Annotated in this window: 18 protein-coding genes; 4 read left to right on the forward strand and 14 right to left on the reverse strand. The window is 48.6% G+C overall.

Annotated features, from left to right (window positions below; genetic code table 11):
• Positions 1 to 156: 156 nt before the first annotated feature.
• A complete protein-coding gene (locus PVA01S_RS06850; RefSeq protein ID WP_054797685.1) occupies positions 157 to 1329 on the forward strand; it encodes a MalY/PatB family protein in 1173 nt (390 codons plus the stop codon).
• A gap of 83 nt (positions 1330 to 1412) precedes the next feature.
• Here the strand turns inward: PVA01S_RS06850 and PVA01S_RS06855 are convergent, their stop codons facing one another.
• Positions 1413 to 2699 (reverse strand): sigma-70 family RNA polymerase sigma factor, encoded by a 1287-nt coding sequence (locus PVA01S_RS06855; protein ID WP_127606245.1) that lies wholly within the window; start codon positions 2697 to 2699, stop codon positions 1413 to 1415.
• Positions 2700 to 2872: 173 nt separating this feature from the next.
• Positions 2873 to 3949, reverse strand: coding sequence for a bifunctional 3-deoxy-7-phosphoheptulonate synthase/chorismate mutase (locus PVA01S_RS06860; RefSeq protein WP_054797682.1), 1077 nt, complete (start codon positions 3947 to 3949; stop codon positions 2873 to 2875).
• Positions 3950 to 4146: 197 nt separating this feature from the next.
• On the opposite strand from PVA01S_RS06860, the gene PVA01S_RS06865 reads away from it, so the two are divergent.
• Complete coding sequence (locus PVA01S_RS06865) at positions 4147 to 4644, forward strand: shikimate kinase (RefSeq protein WP_127606337.1); 498 nt, start codon at positions 4147 to 4149, stop codon at positions 4642 to 4644.
• Between the two features lie 252 nt (positions 4645 to 4896).
• Here PVA01S_RS06865 and PVA01S_RS06870 read toward each other — a convergent pair whose 3' ends face one another.
• Positions 4897 to 5514, reverse strand: coding sequence for a nitroreductase family protein (locus PVA01S_RS06870; protein ID WP_127606247.1), 618 nt, complete (start codon positions 5512 to 5514; stop codon positions 4897 to 4899).
• A 217-nt stretch (positions 5515 to 5731) separates the two neighbouring features.
• Here PVA01S_RS06870 and PVA01S_RS06875 point away from each other — a divergent pair, with 217 nt between their 5' ends.
• A complete protein-coding gene (locus PVA01S_RS06875; protein ID WP_127606249.1) occupies positions 5732 to 6544 on the forward strand; it encodes an AraC family transcriptional regulator in 813 nt (270 codons plus the stop codon).
• A 275-nt stretch (positions 6545 to 6819) separates the two neighbouring features.
• Here the strand turns inward: PVA01S_RS06875 and PVA01S_RS06880 are convergent, their stop codons facing one another.
• From PVA01S_RS06880 to PVA01S_RS06925, 10 genes are all read right to left on the reverse strand, one after another.
• Positions 6820 to 7695 carry a sugar phosphate isomerase/epimerase family protein gene (locus PVA01S_RS06880; RefSeq protein WP_054796603.1) on the reverse strand — a complete coding sequence of 292 codons (876 nt, stop codon included), beginning with the start codon at positions 7693 to 7695 and terminating at the stop codon, positions 6820 to 6822.
• A complete protein-coding gene (locus PVA01S_RS06885) occupies positions 7692 to 8765 on the reverse strand; it encodes a Gfo/Idh/MocA family protein (RefSeq protein ID WP_127606251.1) in 1074 nt (357 codons plus the stop codon). Before PVA01S_RS06885 ends, PVA01S_RS06880 begins: the two co-directional genes overlap by 4 nt.
• A 48-nt stretch (positions 8766 to 8813) precedes the next feature.
• Positions 8814 to 9875: a sugar ABC transporter substrate-binding protein gene (locus PVA01S_RS06890; RefSeq protein WP_127606253.1), complete on the reverse strand. Its 1062-nt coding sequence runs from the start codon at positions 9873 to 9875 to the stop codon at positions 8814 to 8816.
• 80 nt (positions 9876 to 9955) lie between these two features.
• A complete protein-coding gene (locus PVA01S_RS06895; protein ID WP_164751757.1) occupies positions 9956 to 11005 on the reverse strand; it encodes an ABC transporter permease in 1050 nt (349 codons plus the stop codon).
• A 1-nt stretch (position 11006) separates the two neighbouring features.
• Positions 11007 to 12494, reverse strand: coding sequence for a sugar ABC transporter ATP-binding protein (locus PVA01S_RS06900; protein WP_127606257.1), 1488 nt, complete (start codon positions 12492 to 12494; stop codon positions 11007 to 11009).
• A 102-nt stretch (positions 12495 to 12596) separates the two neighbouring features.
• Positions 12597 to 13442, reverse strand: coding sequence for a sugar phosphate isomerase/epimerase family protein (locus PVA01S_RS06905; RefSeq protein WP_127606259.1), 846 nt, complete (start codon positions 13440 to 13442; stop codon positions 12597 to 12599).
• Between the two features lie 150 nt (positions 13443 to 13592).
• On the reverse strand, positions 13593 to 14177 hold the full coding sequence (locus PVA01S_RS06910; RefSeq protein WP_127606261.1) for a glucose-6-phosphate isomerase: 585 nt from the start codon (positions 14175 to 14177) through the stop codon (positions 13593 to 13595).
• A 21-nt stretch (positions 14178 to 14198) separates the two neighbouring features.
• A complete protein-coding gene (locus tag PVA01S_RS06915) occupies positions 14199 to 15149 on the reverse strand; it encodes a shikimate dehydrogenase family protein (protein ID WP_127606262.1) in 951 nt (316 codons plus the stop codon).
• Between the two features lie 36 nt (positions 15150 to 15185).
• Positions 15186 to 16226: a Gfo/Idh/MocA family oxidoreductase gene (locus tag PVA01S_RS06920; RefSeq protein WP_127606264.1), complete on the reverse strand. Its 1041-nt coding sequence runs from the start codon at positions 16224 to 16226 to the stop codon at positions 15186 to 15188.
• A gap of 69 nt (positions 16227 to 16295) precedes the next feature.
• Positions 16296 to 16961 carry a bifunctional 2-keto-4-hydroxyglutarate aldolase/2-keto-3-deoxy-6-phosphogluconate aldolase gene (locus PVA01S_RS06925; RefSeq protein ID WP_127606266.1) on the reverse strand — a complete coding sequence of 222 codons (666 nt, stop codon included), beginning with the start codon at positions 16959 to 16961 and terminating at the stop codon, positions 16296 to 16298.
• 159 nt (positions 16962 to 17120) lie between these two features.
• Between PVA01S_RS06925 and PVA01S_RS06930 the strand changes: the two genes are divergently transcribed.
• Positions 17121 to 17915, forward strand: coding sequence for a DeoR/GlpR family DNA-binding transcription regulator (locus PVA01S_RS06930; protein ID WP_236595969.1), 795 nt, complete (start codon positions 17121 to 17123; stop codon positions 17913 to 17915).
• Positions 17916 to 17931: 16 nt separating this feature from the next.
• Here PVA01S_RS06930 and PVA01S_RS06935 read toward each other — a convergent pair whose 3' ends face one another.
• The gene (locus PVA01S_RS06935) at positions 17932 to 18732 is read right to left on the reverse strand and encodes a DeoR/GlpR family DNA-binding transcription regulator (RefSeq protein WP_164751758.1); all 801 of its coding nucleotides are present in this window, start codon (positions 18730 to 18732) and stop codon (positions 17932 to 17934) included.
• Between the last annotated feature and the right edge of the window lie 15 nt (positions 18733 to 18747).

Below are 18747 nucleotides of genomic sequence, written 5' to 3' on the forward strand. Positions count from 1 at the left end.
TCCATGAATGGGAGACCATGCTGCATACGATAAACCGGATCGGGCGGCAGTTCCTGCTCTTCAAGCTCCGTATGAAGCAGCGGCGAAACGCCGGATTCGAACGTACGGTCATTTGATGATATAATCGATCATTATACGAAGCTGAGGTGATCTTAAGTGACTTACGATTTTGACCGCCGTATCGATCGGCGGCATACGCGCTCTTACAAATGGGATCAAAACGATAAACTCTTCGGGGATTCCGACGTTCTTTCCCTATGGGTTGCCGATATGGATTTCTTAAGCCCTCCCGCCGTTCAGGCGGTCTTGGAGAAACGGGCCGCCCTGGGCGTATACGGCTATGCCATTCGGAGCAACAGCTACTTCGATGCCATCGTAAATTGGTTCGAGCGGCGTCACGGCTGGTCGATCGATCCGAAATGGATCTCGGATTCCCCCAGCATCGTCACGACGCTAAGCTTAGCGGTCGAGCTGTTCAGCGAGCCGGGCAGCCAGGTCGTCCTGCAGTCGCCGGTCTATTATCCGTTCTATGACGTTATCCAAGGCAACGGCCGCATCGTAGCCAAAAACCCGCTCGTGCTCCGCAACGGCCGTTACGAGATGGATTACGATCATTTGGAATCGTTGTTCCAGGGGGGCGCGAAGCTGCTGCTCTTATGCAGCCCGCATAATCCGGGAGGCCGCGTATGGGAGCGCGAGGAGCTGCTCCGGCTCGGCGACTTATGCCTGAAGCATGGAGTCACCGTCATTTCCGACGAGATTCACTGCGATTTGGCATTGTCCGGTCACAAGCACATCCCGTTCGCTTCCCTGTCACCCGAGCTCGCGGACATCACGCTTACCGGCTTGGCCGCGACCAAAACGTTTAATTTGCCGGGGCTTCAAACGTCCTATATCGTGGCTTCCAACCCGTCCATGAAGCGAAAGTTCGATCATCGGATCAAAACGCTCAGTCTGCATATGGCCCATCATTTTGCCCAGGACGCGGTGGAAGCTGCTTATAACGAAGGGGAAGCTTGGCTGGATGAAATGCTTGCTTATGTAGAGGGGAATTTATCCTATACGCTCGCCTATTTCAAGGAGCATTTGCCGGAAGCGAAGCCGCTGCGGCCGGACGGCACCTACTTGCTGTGGATCGACTGCCGCGATTTGGGCTTAACCGTCAGCGAGCTGAAAGCCCTAATGTTTAAACAAGCCAAAGTAGCCTTTAGCGAAGGTTCGGTGTTCGGAACGGAAGGCGAAGGCTGGCTTCGCATCAACCTGGCTTGTCCCCGTTCCATCGTGGAGCAGGCGCTGCGTCAGTTCGTCCAAGCGGCTCGAAACCGTTAAGGAAACAGAAAAAAGACCGTCCCCGCACGGTCTTTTTTCTGTTTAGGCTGCAGTAGTCGTATCCCGGCAAGCTCCTGCTGATTTTAGGGTTCGAGCGGAACCGTGATTTCCAGCTCCTTCAAGTATCCTGGCGGGGTCAGTTCACGGGTGACGAAGGTCAGCTGTTCTTTTTCAGTGAATGCCGGGAATTCCTTGACAAACCTATAATGTACCGGATCCACGGTGATGGAAGGCTTTTGCAGCTGAAGGTACTTGTTCCCGCCGCTGTCTTCGATCCATAATGGATTTGCCTGCTCCTGAGGAATAAGCCCTTCCGTTCTATAGTGAACAAGCGTTTTATCGGGTAAGCGTTCCACCTGGGTGATCAATAGATGACCGGCTTCTCCCTGCGATAACGATATCGGCTTTTCTTCTGTGGGCATCTGGTCTAAAGGCGCCTTCGATTCTGTTAAAGGTCCTTGGAATGGAAGATCAACGAAAGGGCGGATCGTAATGGTTTTGGGCAATGGGCTGACGGGCCCGTAACGCTGTGAGAAGGTTGATATGGATATTGGGCCGTCCGTTTGTCCCCTGCCGCTTCCACTGCGCCTTTGCAATTGCGTGCCTTTATCGTCGAACAGATCGTACTGGATAAACCGGCCGGCATCAGCAGGTTGCTTCACCTCTACGTCAAGCTCTGTTGAGCCAGGTGTGAAGAGAACCTTCTTCACCGTTAGTGTGATATCCCCATACGATTTAGTGATCATTGGCAGGACCACTTTATTGGTCGAGGCCATCTTTGTTACAGGTATCGAAAAGCTCCACCGCCCTTTCGTGCTTCCTATTTGGCTGATATCCATCTGCAGTTTAAAGTGATTGGGCAAATCCTCTGCCGGCATCAAGTCGATGACCCCTGCATAAGTATGCTCATCGACCGGACTTCCGGTACCGCTAAGGGCGGGCTCCAACAACTCCGAGATGACGCCGACCGACATATCCTCCAAATAATGCAGCTTCACGATGAGCCGCAGTGTATCCTCCAGACGGTTTACCGCCTCCCACAAATCCACCTTGCCATATTCCGCAGATTCGGCATGCTCTTCAGGCAGAACGGCAACCGGTATCGTTCTTTTGCGCTGGCGCAGGAATTGGTTGCACTCGTTAATCAAGATTCTCATAAACCAGGTTTTGAAAAAATGCGGTTTTTTTAGCTGGGCTATTGATTTATAGGCCTTCAAAATGGTTTCCTGAATGGCATCCGCGCAGTCTTCATCGCTTCGCACAATGGATCGGGCGACTCGATACATAGGAAGCTCCAAAGCCTTCACCAACCGGGAGAATGCTTCCTTGTTCCCTTTTTGGGCCAGTAGGACGTCTATTTCTGTTATCACATGGAACTGCCTCCTTTTGTTGTCTAAGCATTAGATGCCCCAGCTCTTCGAACGGTTCACGCAGCCCATTTTTTTGATTACGCCCCACATTCATTTTACCTGCACCGGTGCGGCGCTTTCCGCAAAAAATCGCCCATCGGCTTGCCTTGAAGGCAAGCCGATGGGCGATCTCCTTAAGATCCGAACGGTTGAAACGCATTCAAATCCCGATAAAATTCAGCAAATTGCTTAAGGTCTAATTGCTGCTGACCGTCTGAAAGGCTAATGGACGGATCGGGATGCACTTCGACCAAGAGGCCATCCGCACCGGCAGCAAGCGCGGCTTTGGCGCACGGCAATACAATATCTTTACGGCCGGTCGAATGACTTAAATCAACCAGGACCGGCAAGTGGCTTTCCTTCTTGAGTATAGGTACCGCCGAAATGTCCAGCGTGTTCCGGGTCCATTTCTCATACGTTCGTATGCCCCGCTCCATAAGTATGACCTGAGCATTGCCGCGGGAGACGATATATTCCGCGGACAGAAGAAGCTCCTCCAGCGTTGCCGAATTACCTCTTTTCAGCAGCACCGGGATGCCCGAGTCGCCAACGGCCTTTAATAAAGAAAAGTTCTGCATATTTTTCGCGCCAATTTCTACCATATCGATATATTGTCCAGCCAGCTCCAGCTCTGACGAATCCATGATTTCGCTGACTGTAATCATCCCGAATTGCCCGCCGACTTTATGTAAAATCTCGAGACCTTCCTTGCCGAGCCCTTGAAAATCGTAAGGAGAAGTTCTCGACTTGTAAGCCCCGCCCCGCAATATCGTAACGCCTTGCGCTTTAAGTGAGGCCGCCACTTCGTACATTTGACCATAGCTTTCCACCGTGCAGGGGCCGGCTACAAGGACTTTGTCGGGTCCGCCAATTCCAACCCCTTTAATGTGAATGACCGTATCCTCGTGTTTTCGCTTTCGGGTCACGAGCAGATGCTTCTTATGCTCCTCTTCCAACAGCTCCAGGGATGCTTTGAAAATTTGTTTAAATAAATGCCTGACTGTTGCATCGTCGAAGGGGCCTTTATTTTTCTGGACTAAATTTTCCAGCATCCTGCTTTCGCGAACCGGATCGAATCGGGGGATGCCTTGCTTTTGCTTTTCAATGCCTATTTTCTCGACAATTTCAGCCCGGTTGGATATCAATTCGAGAATTTGAACGTTGATTTCGTCCAACTTATTTCTAAGGGCTTCCAAATCTGAAGTACTCATGCTATACAGCTCCTTTTTTGACTGAAACTCCCAAGTATCTGGTTCATATATCGATTGATCCTATTATAAAACACCTTTATAATGGAAAGTAACCCGTGCTTCCGCACTTTAAAACTTAAAAGCAGAAGAGAGTGTTGAGCGTGTACAACAACCCCGATATCCCTTTACGGGAAAAAAATATAATCTTAATCGGTTTTATGGGTGTGGGCAAGACGACCATAGGTCATCTTCTCGCCAAAAAACTGTATAGAGATTTTATCGATGTCGATTATGAAATTGAGCAGCAGTACAAGATGCCTATCACGCAAATTTTCAAATCTTTCGGCGAAACGAAATTCCGCCAAATGGAAAAGGAATATATTACCAATTTATGCACAAATTCCCGGTTGAAAATTATTTCTCTTGGGGGAGGCGCATTTATGCAGGAAGAAATCAGAAACATCTGCTTGTCCACGTCCATCGTCTTTTTCCTTGATCTTACCTGGGAGACCTGGAAAGACAGGCTGCAGCTCATTGTAGACAGCCGACCTGTCTTACAGAACAAATCTTTGGAAGAGATTGAAAATTTATTTTACACCCGGCAAAACCTATACGCATTAAATCATTCAAGCGTTAACACCGACCACCTGGACCCGGAAGAGGCCGCCGATTACATTATTAACACGCTGAAGCTGGGTTGGGAGATTTACTCGTAGTTACGTCGTAAAGCTGCCTCGCCATGCACCATGCGGCCTGTCCGGGGCAGACCGCATCGTATTCTTTCGTCACTCTGATGATGAAAACAATTGATAGCAAACGGTTACATAAACAAATTAAATCGATAAAAATAACTAGAAAAATTATATCCTTTGCAAGCAAGCGGCGTCAATACGAAATAAAACAAGCCTCCAAATTCCACGATTTAAGCGGGCTCGGAGGCTTGTTTTTCGCTTCCTCAAAGACAAGAATTATTTCGATACTTTAATCCGTTCTTCCAAAGGCTTGAATTCCTTCTCTCCGGCCGGGGCCGTCGGTTTCCCGAATGGCATCTGGGCGATGAGCTTCCAGGATTGCGGAATGATCCAGGACGTCTTCACTTTTTCATCGATCAGAGGATTGTAGTGCTGTACACTAGCACCCAGTCCTTCGTTCTCAAGCGCAGTCCATATGACAAATTGAAGCATGCCGTTCGATTGCTGCGACCAACTGGGGAAATGTTCCGAATAGCTTGGAAAGCTCGCCTGCAGCCCTTCAATCACAGTCATATCTTCGAAGTAGAGTACGGTGCCGTGCCCGCTTCTAAAGCCGTTTATGCGTTGTTCGGTCGATGCGAATTGATCCGCTTGCACAATACCGCGCAAAATTTCCTTCGTCAAATCCCATAACTTATGATGCTGTTCTCCCAGCAATACAAGCACTCTCGCGCTTTGCGAGTTAAAGGCGGACGGCGTATATTTTACCGCTTCCCGAATGATTTCAACAATGCGCTCATCCGAAATCGGCGATTCCTGGCTAATCCCATAAATCGTGCGTCTTTCCCGTACTGCTGTTAAAAAATCTTTTCCTGTTCCTACCGCTTCTGCCATGTATCTGTCCTCCGGATGTGATGTCGTACTCCGTTATTTTGATCTTAGTCGTCGCCTGCTATACAAACGCCTCAAAAAAAGGCGTATTTATGGTAAATACATCTAAATTGTTCGAAAGTTATAATTTATTGTTGTATTGCTGGATGATTCTTGAATTCACTCTTGATTCTACTATAATTGTGATAGTTAAAAGGTAAACCTAGGGGGATAAAACCTAATGATAGGAGTTCCCGAAATTCTAGAAGACCCGAAATTTATTGCAGCGTATGAGATCAAGGGGGAGCCTTCATGGAGTAAAACGTTGAATGAAAAAAAACAGAGTACCGATATTTTTTTCGTACAAGACGGCAGTGGGCAGTGTGTGATAGGCGAAATGATTTTCACTGTTGCGAGAGGAGATATCGTTATTTTTCCAACTTTAAGTTCCTATGAAATTATTTCATCCGTCCAGACACCGATCTCAGGAATCGTAATTTCCATCTCGAATGTGCAAATATCAGGAATGCCCAAAGGTTATTTAACCTCCCCGGACCAGTGCCCTGTCATTCCAACGGATAAAGACTACAGCTCAACCAGTCGATATTTTTCCGAAATTTATAGCGAATATCAGCATCCCACGTACGGCTCAAACGAAATGATCGAATCTTTAACGAGAACCATCCTTATTGTAACGATTCGAAAGCTTTATCTGGTTAAACCGAAGATTTCCCCTTCTATCACTCATGAAGTCAAGAAATACATCGAAGAATACTATTATCAAGACCTGACCTTGAGTGATCTGGCCGCAATCGTTTATGTAAGCCCTTACCATTTGGCGCATATTTATAAAGAAGAAATGGGCACCCCTCCTATCCAATATTTAATTCAATGCAGGATCGACGAAGCGAAACGACTCCTGAAGTACACCAATTTAACCATTCGTGAAATCGCTCTCAAAGTAGGATACCCTAATGGGATATACTTTAATTTGCTGTTTAAAAAATTGACCGGTATACCTCCGGGCAAATTCAGAAAAATATTTAGCGAATAAGGAATGGCCTTAATGAATGCCTTCCAGATTCGCAGGCCCGTGACCTGCAGCTCTCATCCAGAACGAAGCAGGTCACTGACCGAAGTTTAGGATGAAAGACAGGTTCCGGCTCCGCTGTCCAGTAAAACGGTGACATCGGGAGCTCCCGCCTCGTCTAATTCCTGATTGGATTTGAACGTGAAAATATTCATCGGAAAACCTGCCCCTTCTTCCCTCATGGGTTCGTTGAAAGCATATAACCGCTCCCTATGAGGAAGCGGTTATATGGTGGATCCTTATCGATTAGGCAAGTTTCTCCAAGCGGCAAGACGATCCTTCGTTCCCTCAATGACCGGCCGCATATACTCGATAGCTTGCCGGGTGATGCCGTCAGGATTGCGATCCCGCCGGGGGAAGCCGATCTCCATGGACAACCATCCGTCATAACCAATCAATGCAAGTTCATCGACGGCGCCTCTGAAGTCGGTATGTGTGCCGGGCGCGTCACGGTTCACATCGGAAATATGAACATAGATCAGACGGTCGCCCGCTTCGTTAAATTGTTCCCTTACATCATCCCCTCTATAGAAGACGTGAATCGTATCCAGCATAACACCGGCAACATCGGCGCCAGCTCCCGCCTCTTCCATTAATTTCAGGGAATCGCCCGCATGCTCGATGACATCCGACACTTCCGAAGTAGGTTCAATCGCCAGCTTAACGCCTAGCGGACGCGCAACCTCCGCACATTTGTGAAGAGCTTCAACCGCATAATTCCAAGCTTCCTGACGAGGTTGTTTGTAGCGCTTCCAACCCGGCAGCCAAATCACCCGCTCACATTCAAGATCATGCGCCAGCTGAAGACACTCGGAAATATATTGGAAGTTGGCATCGCGCTCCTCTTGATCGGGCGAAGCCGGATTATAACCGGGACCGCCGCCCAATGCCGGGCATAATGCCGATACTTCCATCCCGCGACTCTTTACATGCTTCAGCATTTCTTTTCTGCGGGCGGAATTCGTATGCGCCGGGAAACCGTGCGGGGCTGCGGCGCCGATTTCAATGCCGTCATATCCCATTTCTGCAAGCGTATCGACCGTATCCTCGAGCGAACGGCATGGCAGCCAACCGAAAGCAGATCCGTACAACCAACTGTTAAAAGATAATTTCATTGTAAAACTCCTCCTTTAAGAATATGGGTATTGTAAAATTGGTTAAAATCGATTTTTTCTCCACCGCGTTTTGTCGATTCGACGGCGGCTAATACGAGTCCCAAGCTGCGCAGATTGTCTTTTCCGTGGGTTTCCGGAAGCTTATTCGCCTTGACGGCTGTAACAAATTCCTTGACCGTGCCTAGTCGCTCCTCTTCTTCAACAGGGTCGAGCGTCACTTCCAGAATATCGTCGGACATTTCAAGCGTTCTCGCCTTGAAGACGGTTTCTCCAATGATATTGCCATGCGGGTAAAGCAGCACACGATTTTCATCCCATAGAATAGAAGCGTGTGTGCCGTGAATTTCCCAGGCTCCGTCCCAAGTCGTGTGCGGACGGCGCGAAACCCAAGATCCCGTATACGAAATCATCGTGCCGTCGTTTGTTTCAAACTCGACGAAAGCGGAGGCGTTGCCTTTGTACCAGGTCCAGCTCGGGTTATAGCTTCGCGCACGCACCCAATCGGGTTCTACTCCAAAAATACCGCGAATGTAATCAAAATGGTGAATGGCCATATCCACAATCAACGGTTCCTCCATTTCAGTGCGGAAGCCTGTAAATGGGGGGGCTTTTCGGAAACGCCCGTAAATGGTCTCAATTTTCCCTACCGCACCCTCTTCGATAAGGCGCTTTACCGTCCGGGGGCCTCTTCTGAAACGAAAGCTTTGCGTCACCATGATATAACGGCCTGCTTGCTCCGCTTTTTCCACGATCCTGTTCGAGGACGACAGCGTTGGCGCAAACGGCTTTTCAATCATACAATGCAGACCTGCTTCAAGAGCTTCAAGGGCGACAGCTTCATGGGCTTCGGGCGGGACAACGATAAGCGCGGCATCAGCCTCGACATTGCTCAGAGCTTCCGCTAACGAGGTGAATCTTCGATCATGCGGGAGACCCACCGAGTCGCCTACCGTGTTCAATGTCTGTTCATTCAGATCAACCAGCGCGACAAGCTCCGTCCATGGGGAATTGGCAATGACGCCTGACCATCCGTTACCCCAAAAGCCTAAACCAATTTGAATGACACGCATTCCATTCTTGCTCCTTTCTGTTGGTTGAATATTATTTCTTGTTGGATGTTATTTCTTCGACTTCTGAGCCATGATGTTGCCCCACAGATTAGGATCATCGACATTGTTCTTATCTATAATAGAAGGAGGAATCATCGTATCGCGTTCGAACTTGGTTTCACCGCTGAAATACTTGGCTACCCTTTCCATGCCTTCCGACCCCATGGCCTTCGCGTCTTGATTCAAAGAAGCGTCTTGAACGCCTTCCCGAATGCGCTGTAGTCCCGTAGGCGTACCGTCGACTCCGATCATGACAATATGTCCGTTTTCTCCGACCTTCTTATCCCTGCCTAATTTCTTAAGAGCGGAAACGACACCCCGCAGCATCTCGTCGTTGGCTGAGAAAGTAGCGACAATGTCCTTATGGGCGGTGAAGGCATCAAGCGTATTGGAGAATGCTTTATCGGCAACCCATTCGTTATTTAAAGTGACCACTTTCAAATTCGGATATTTCTCCATTTGGTCATTAAAGCCGGAGCTTCTGAGGTCCGCCCCCGTCGCACCTACCAGACCGCGTTGTTCGAGCACGGTTCCTCTCGCGTCCCCTACCGCTTTGGCGATATAATCGGCTGCCATGACGCCGGCTTTGTAATTGTCATACCCCACCCAAGTCAAGTAGTCTCCGCCAAGAATTTTGGATTCCACGCCGAAAACCGGTATGTTTTTCTTCCTCGCCGCATCGATCGAAGGTACGATCAATTCGCCGTCCACGGAACTCAACAAAATGGCGTCCGGCTGGGTCGCGATAATGCTTTGCATTTGCTCCGCTTGTTTGTTGGCGTCAACATTCGCGTCGAATACTTTAACATCCATCCCGTATTTGTCTGCAACCTCTTTCGCCGAGTCGTTCAGCATGACCATGAATTCAAACCCTAGGCCCATTAACGGAAAGGCAACCTTCTTCCCCTTCGGGGATTTTTCTCCGGCAGTGCCGGATTCTCCTTTCGAAGAATCCACGGCCGATGTCGCAGCCGCAGACTGCTGTTTCTGATCGCTGCCCGAACCGCATCCGGAAAGAACCGTTGTCGCCATTAGAATCATGGCCGCCAGACTCCCTACTGTTTTTTTCATGAGTACGTCCTTCCTTTCAAAAGAGTTTTATCTTAATAATGATGCTATAAGCCGGTGACCATCGCTTAAGCACCATTTCATTAAGCGCCTTGCTCCTTGGTTGCTTGCTTTTTATCGGGCAGAACGGAACGATTGGAAGCGTGTTTATGCAATCGGGTCATATTTCTCGTGCTTTTACGCTGCCGGTATATATCAAGCGCTGCCGCCAGGGCAATCACGACGCCGGTGAAAACCTTGTCATAATTCGGAGGGATAGCCAGCAGGACAATGGCGTTTGAAGCAAGCGTCAACAAAATGACTCCCAATAAGGTGCCGATCACATTGCCTTGGCCGCCAAACAAACTCGTACCGCCGATGACGGCTGCTGCGATTACCGTAAGCTCCATGCCCACACCGATAATCGGACTGCCGGATTGCAGACGAGCCGTCATCATGAGGCCGCCGATAACGGCGGAAAGCCCCGAAATCACAAAGGCAATGATAATAATTCGGTCAGCGGGGATACCGGCGAGACGGGAAGCCGTTTTGTTTCCGCCTACCGCATAAATCATTCTTCCGAAGCTCGTCTTCGAGAGCACAAAATAACTGATGAGCGCGACCGCGAGTGCAAAAGGAATAAATACCGGAATCTTGTCGCCGAATAGTTGGGCATTGCCGACCGTCTCGAATATATCCGGCACCGGGATAATATTTTTACCTCCGGAGAACACATACGCTAAACCGCTTGCGAGGCTTAAGCTTGCCAGGGTTACAATGAGCGGAGGCATCTTCAGCTTCGTTACAGCCAAACCGTGGAATATCCCGAAAGCGACTCCGACGAGTAAGGCAATAAGAATACTAAGCCAAACCGGCAGCCCCAATTTGACTGCTAAACCAACTGAAAGCACGGAAGACAGCGCAATCAGAGACCCTACCGACAGGTCAATCCCGCCAACCAGAATAACGAAGGTTTGGCCAATCGCGACAACGGCTAAAATGGTGGATTGGTATAAAATGTTAATGATGTTGGTCCCCGTAAGAAAGGAGCTGGATGCGAAGCTTAATATAATGCCCAGCAGGAGAATGGCGAACAATAGCCCCTGCACCTGCATCCGCCGGAGAGCATCTCCTAATGACCGAATAATGTTCATCTTAAATCGTAACCTCCTCTGTCGTCGCATATTTGATGATTCGTTCCGGCGAAAGCTCCGACCGTTTCAAGTGTCCTGTCAATTTCCCTTCCCGCATCACCAATACCCGATCGCTTAGCAGCAGCACCTCAGGCATTTCGGAAGTCACCAGCAGGACGGCCACCCCGGATTCCGCCAATTCACCGATCAAGCGGTGAATTTCCGCCTTGGCCCCGACATCGACCCCCTTGGTCGGTTCATCTAAAATTAAGATGCTCGGTTTGCGCGCAAGCCATCGTCCAATAATCACTTTTTGTTGATTGCCTCCGGATAGCGTCATAATATTCGATTCGATCGAAGCGGCTTTCACTTTCAAGGCGGCGCTTTGTTCGTTCGATATATCGATTTCATGATTCTTATGAATCATACCGGCAGGCGCGACCAAACCCAGAAGACTTAGCGTAAAATTCTCGCGTACCGTAAGCAATCCGACAAGACCCTGCCCTTTGCGGTCTTCCGGTACAAAACCGACACCGGCCTTGACAGCAGCAGCGGGCGAGTTTCGTTTAATTCGCTTGCGGTTAATCATGACCTCGCCCGAGTCATAAGGATCAATGCCGAATATACACCGGACGAGCTCTGTACGCCCTGCGCCCACCAGTCCGGCAAGCGTTAAAATTTCGCCTTCACGCAAGCTGAATGAAACGTTCTGCAGAACCCCTTGCTTTGACAAGTTGTTAACCGTCAATATTTCTTTGCCCGGCATTCGTTTGACGGGCGGCACTTCAGGAACGTCTGTATTGACCATCATTCGGACCAGGATGTTTTCGTTAATCTCTTTGATTTGTTCCGTTCCGACATAACGGCCGTCTCTAAATACCGTGACCCGATCGCAAATTTCAAAAATTTCTTCCAGCCAGTGCGAGACAAAGATGATGCCGATCCCCTGATTCTTGAGCTCGCGCATGACCTGAAACAGGCGGTCCACTTCCCTTGGCGACAAGGAGGTCGCCGGTTCATCCATAATTAAGACGCGCGCATCTTCCGAGAGAGCCCTGGCAATTTCGATTAATTGCCCTTCGGCGGGTGTTAGCTGATGTCCTAACAAATCCAGATCGAGACCGGGCACAACGCGCGAAACCGCTTCCTCCACTTTCTTCCTGCATGCTTCGTCAGAAACGACTCCATAACGCCCGGGCCACCGTCCTAACATGACGTTATCAATCACGCTCATATGCGGCACCAGATTATGCTCTTGGTGGATGGTGGCAATGCCGGCAGCGTGAGAGGCAGCCGGATCATTCGTGCGGATGCCGGTTCCATTGATCAGGATCTCTCCGCTGTCAGGAGCATGATATCCGGAAATGATTTTGATTAAGGTAGACTTTCCAGCGCCGTTGGCGCCAAGAAGCGCGTGAACTTCGCCTGCCTTTAGCTCAAAATGGACACCATCCAGAGCGACTGCTCCATGAAATCTTTTATGTACGTTATTCGCTTGCAATAAAGTCATGCTGTCACCTCCCGATACCTTTCTTTGTGCTCATTACGCTCCTTATCATTAGACGCTTGCCGCTTGCTGTGAACGCTTTCAGTTTTCTTTGACTTTGGCAGGTTATCGCAATACGCTCTTCAAGAATGTAATCCCTTCCGCTGCTATTGCATCCTGCGAGCTTGCCAGCGGTCTCCATTGGGAAACCGCTCTGGCAATTTCTTTGATGTCCGTCGTGAATGCCTCAATGACGACATAGCCGTCATATTGAATATCTTGCAAGGCCTTCGAAACTTCTTCCCAGGGAATATGGCCTGTTCCCGGAATCCCCCTGTCATTCTCGCAAGAATGGAAATTCAAGATGTGCTTTCCCGCTGCGCGGATCGCATCGCCAATGCTCTTCTCTTCAAGATTCATGTGGAACGTATCCAGCAGAAAGCCGACGTTGCTATGATTCACCCTTTCAAGCAAATTCACACCCTGCTCCACGGTATTGATCAGATCGGTCTCGAAACGGTTTAAAGGTTCGATCGCAAGCTTGACGCCCTTCTCTCCGGCATAATCAGCCGCCGCCTTTAAGTTCTCAACCGTCCACTCCAGCTGCTGCTTTTTTTCCGCCGGTGTGAGCAGCCTTGTTTTTCCGGTAGCGGCGTACATCGGGCCTGAAACTAAGGGCGAGCCCAGCTGTACGGCGAAGTCCACACATGTTCTGATGTAGGCCAGCCCTTCTTCCCGGACATGGCTATCCTCGGAGCTGATGTCCCGATTCGGGCCGAAAGCCCCGCATACGAGTGCTTGGATGCCCCGCGCCTCCATGTACGCACGGGTTTCCGCTGCCGGAATCGTCCGTGGGTCCTCGATGCAAATTTCTAAAATGTCGAAGCCAAACGCCTTCACTTTATCAACCAAATGGAACGTTTCAGGTGAAAAGGGTGATGCCCAAATGAACGTGCTGGCACCGAATTTCATGAGAACCTCCCCAAACCGTAAATTTGTTGTCGATATCTTTAAATCCATCATAACATCTCTACAAATGAAAACAATTCACTAAAATTGAGAACAAATTATAATATATTGTGGAATAAATAATAATAAATAGAAATTCAACACGCAGCAGGGTTAGTTATTCCACTTCGGATTATCTACAATTGCGGCTTCCCCTGCTTGCTCGATCACGATCTTCCTGAACCCTTTGCTTTCAATCGTTCCATAATCATGCCCGGCATCCGCCCGAAACACATAAAACGTGATCAGGGGTTCGGTCCCGGTATTGATGCTTCGATGCGCGTACCTTCCAGGTACGTACACCGCTTTCCCCGGCGTGAATGGCTCGGCAGCCCAATCGCCTTCCGGGCTCTCCATCAGCATATAACCTTTACCGCCCAGGCAGTAATACACCTCGGCCGTATCCAAAATCGTATGAAAATGTCCCTTGGTCATATAATATTCATCGCCCACTTTACCCGGATAGACGATACTCGTTCCAAAGGCAAGATTGCCCGGTTTCTCCGGCACACCCAACTCATGAAACTCGTAAATGAGAGGGTCGGCGTTTACCGTCATCGCTTCATAAGCGTGCTCGTTCGCGTACATCCCCTTCATTTTGGACAAATTTCTTTTTATCGAAGCTTTGGTATCGGATAACCCGTTGTTTAAGCTGAAATAAACGGAAAATGGTTGTAAGTATTGCTCGAGATTCTCCATGTACCTGCTCACCCTCCCGATTTATTTTACCGTTCTCAAGTCCATCGCAATGCTTTCCAGCTTGTCGAACGTATCGCCCTTGATGTCCATATGAAACACTTCCGCAATGACTTGCGTCCATCCATGAATAAAATAAATCCAGCCGTCTTCGACATGAAGCTGCTTCTGTTCCTTTTGCTTCAGCGCCTGATGCATGAAATCCAATTCTCCGCGGTAATTCAATTCCCAAACCAGGCTGTGCTCCGGAAACTCGCATGGGTCGGTTAACGGCGATCCGGGCCGGTCTTTGCCCAATCCCGTCGCATTAATGACGAGGGACCGGGGCTTCAGAGCTTTCAGCAGCCTGTCGTTATCCGCCGGATTTGGACATAACACATATTCAAACTTTACTTTCGTATCGATGTTGCTTAGCAATTTCTCAGCCGATAACAGCCTCGCTTCGCTCCGGTTGCTGATGATGATCTTGGAAGGAACATCGTCGCCGTGATCCGCTCTGGTTAAATAAGAGCTGATGGCCAGTGCGCTTCCGCCGGCTCCCATAATCAGCGCTTCGCCGCCGTGACGCTTCCAGTAGTTAACCGGAATGAAGGCTTCCATAGACAGACCGCTGGAGATCGGGTCTTTGGCATACCCCTCCAACCTGCCGTCTTGTTTGGAAATCGATGAAATTTCATCGAACATCGTCGCGTAAGGATCCAGGTAATCAAACAAATCCCGGGCGGCGTGATATAAATCGATCTTATGTGTAGTGACCAGCGCGCCTAACGACAGGGGGTCCTCTTTAATGAATCGGACACACTCGCGGTACTGCTCTGGGTCGGCATGAATGTCGATATCAATCCCTTTAATGACCGCATCTTTCAGTCCAAGCTCTCTCGCCCATAAGGGGAACAGCTTCATAATTGAAGATTGCGTCGTGGTCACGCCGATAAAATACATCGTAGGCTGGGTCGCTTTTGCAGGCAGGATCATCTTGTTAATCTCCTTTTCATGGGAAGATAAATGGAATTACGCTTTTACCGCTAATACGGAAGATAACAGGATTTCTTTTCTTTCCTTAATGGACTGATTGCCCGCATTGACGACCATGACAGCCTTTTTCCCGTCATTCCCGGATACTTTAGGTTCCTTATCTTCGAGTATGCACTCGATAAAATGCACATCCTCCGCCAAATACGCATCGCTGAACAACGTTCTCCAGCTGTTCATCACAGGACGGGTCAACCCGTTCCGATTGGCCGTTACGATGGTCTTCTCATGCACTTGACCAATGAATATGACGCCTTCCGTTCCAAGAATCTCCACACGGGAATCATAGCCATATTTGACGGATACCGCTCCATCGATCATCCCCTGCTTCTGATTCTCAAACCTGGCGGTTAGCACCACGTTATCATAGAAATCGGGAAATTCCGCCTGCGCTTGCGGGCATCTGAAATTGCCGGCAAGGGCAAATACGCTTTCTATATCGGCGTCGACAAACCAGTTCAGCGTATCGATATCATGGCTGTTAACCTCGGCCAGCGGGCCGTTGCTTTTTGAAAGATCGTACATCCACGGCTGCGGAATGCTGGGTCCCCGGGTCAAGGAACGAACCAGCACGACGTCTCCGATTGCCCCGCTGTCTATTTCCTCTTTGGCTTGAATAAAGCTATCGTTAAATCTGCGCATAAACCCGATCTGAAGTTTCACCTTATTCCTCTTCGCTGCGGCTATCATATCCCCGCATTCGTTAGCGTTCATGGCCATCGGCTTTTCGCAAAAAACATGTTTACCCGCTTCGGCTGCCGCTACGACGATATCTCTATGAAAAATAGTTGGCGTTACGACGATAACCGCATCGATATTATCGCTTTTTAGTGCTTCTTTATAATCGGTATAATAAGTATCAATGCCCAGACTTTCGGCAGCCTGCTTCGCCACGGCTTCATTCGGATCAACCACGGCGACTAAAGATGCGTGAGGTACATTTCTTCTAAAGTTGGCGGCGTGTATCATCCCGGCTCTGCCGGAACCGATCACGCATACTCCAATTTCTGTATTTCTCAAGCTCTCCACTCCTTTTTATTTCTATCTTTCGTTCTCATATATTATTATATTTTATTGTTATGTATCATGTCAACGATTTTTTGTTTTCATTTTGTTTCTCGTTTCCCTTACTTTTTCAACAAACTTTTTCCCGATCTCGGTTACCGAAGCGTAATCCCCGCGCAGCGCTCCGCGCGTCAAATGACTCCCGATTCCAACCGCGATCGCCCCGGCCTCCAGCCATTCGCCGACGTTATCCAGATCCACTCCGCCGGTAGGCATCAGTTGAGCCTGGGGAAGAGGCCCCTTAATCGACTTAATCATGCTTGGACCGAACAGTTCGCCGGGGAACAGCTTCATGATCTCCACCCCGGATTCCATAGCCTCGATTACTTCTTTGATGGTCATGACCCCGGGCATGCAAGGAATGGCATACCGGTTGCACATGCGGACAACGTCTTGGTTGAAGTAAGGCATGACGATATATTGGGCTCCCGACAGAATGGCAATTCTTGCGGTTTCCGCATCTAATACGGTGCCTGCTCCCAGTATCATTTCATCGTGCGAATACTTGCCCGCCAAATCTTCAACGATGTGATGTGCATTCGGAACCGTAAACGTGACTTCGATGGCCGAGATGCCGCCTGCCAGGCATGCCTCAATCGTTCGGTAAGCTTGTTCTTTAGTTTCGGACCTGACGACGCTAACAATACCGGTTTGATGAATTTTATTAATCACGTTCTGCTTAGGATTCATAGGATTTTTCTCCTTATCTATTCTATAAATGGAATACGCTGTGCCGAGAGTGTTTATACTAAATAAGAGAATAGAAATGAAAATAATTAAAAGATTCTTTTTTATTGGCTGTTATAATGGTAAAATAAATGTACATATCAACAATAAAGGATGATGAATGTGAAAGAACTCGATAACGACTCCAACAGTCTTTTTTCAGAAGAAAGAAAAAATGAAATTGTTAAGCTCATCAATACAAAGGGAAAAGTCCTCGTTCCCGAGCTGGTTCAGCATTTTAAAGTTTCTCCTGCCACGATACGTAATGATCTTCGCGATTTGGAGACGCTGAAGCTCATTAAAAGAACGCACGGCGGGGCCATTTCCATCGAGACGCCTAAAGTAGGCTTTGAACCGTTTTATCAACAAAAAATGGTAGAACATATCGAACAAAAAAGATTAATAGCCAAGGCGGCTTTAGACTTTATTGAAGAAGGCGATATCATCATCCTGGATACGGGGACAACGACGTTGGAATTGGCCAAAATGTTAACAAACATGAATATAACCGTCATCGTCAACGACATCGATATTGCCAGATGCCTGGAAGACTATCCGAATATCCAGGTCGTTCTCATTGGCGGAAATTTACGGAAAAAATTCAGGTCAACCGTCGGTCCTTTCGCTTTAAAAATGTTGTCTGAAATCAATGTGGATAAAGTCTTTCTGGCTGCCAACGGATTCAGCTTCAATCGCGGATGCACCACACCGGATATTAACCAGGCCGAAATCAAAAAGAAATTCGTGGAAATTTCCAATGAAGCCATCTTATTATGCGACAGCAGCAAAATAGGCAAAACCTCATTTGTCCATTTTGCTTCTGCGTCCGAAATTACAACGCTCGTCACCGATCAAGGGATCGCGCAAAGCGACTTGGAGCAAGCAACAAGCCTGGGGATTAAGGTTATTGTCACTTAGCACGGAACCGCTGCACCTAACTCCCCTTTGCCACGATAATCTCAATTCCGGATTCTTCGAGTTTCTGCAAAATGTGTTCCTCGATGTGGTGGTCGGTGATCAGCACATCGATCTCCGTGATCGGAACAAACTGCACAAAGGAATTGGCGCCGATTTTACTGCTGTCGCAAAGCACGATCACTTTCGAGGCGATTTTCGCCATCGTATGTTTAATTTCCGCTTGGCTGACATCCGGTGTCGTACACCCTTTCTCGAGGCTGAAGCTATTCGTGGACAGGAATACTTTGTCGACAATTAACTCGTTCAATATTTTTGTGGCGAAGGGGCCGACCGTGCAATGAAATTTTTTCCTTACGATGCCGCCGATGACCAGAACTTGAATGCCGTCAACCCCTTCGAAACATTCCGCAATATCCAGATCGTTGACGACTACCGTAATATTGCTTCGTTTATGAATCAGCCTGGCCAGTTCTATGGACGTCGTCCCTGCATCTAACACAATGACATCCCCGTCTTCAATAAACTCCATTGCTTTTTTGGCAATGGAGTGCTTTTGATTCAGAAATTTCTGGTTCTTCATTTCATTTCCTTTTTCAAAACCGACCGTAGGCACATCCATCGAAAGAGCTCCGCCGTGTATTCTTCTTAATAAGCCTAACTGCTCCAATTCCCTTAAATCATTTCGAATCGTGGCCGGAGATACGTTAAATTGCCGCACCAATTCCGGTACGGATATTTTGTCCCGGGTTTCAATCAGCTGCAGAATCCGGTCTTTTCTTTCGTCGGCAAACAAATGTCCGTTATTATCGCTTAGCACAATTGCCATCACCTC

It is taken from the genome of Paenibacillus validus NBRC 15382 (assembly GCF_004000985.1).
GTDB classification, from domain to species: Bacteria; Bacillota; Bacilli; order Paenibacillales; family NBRC-103111; genus Paenibacillus_G; species Paenibacillus_G validus.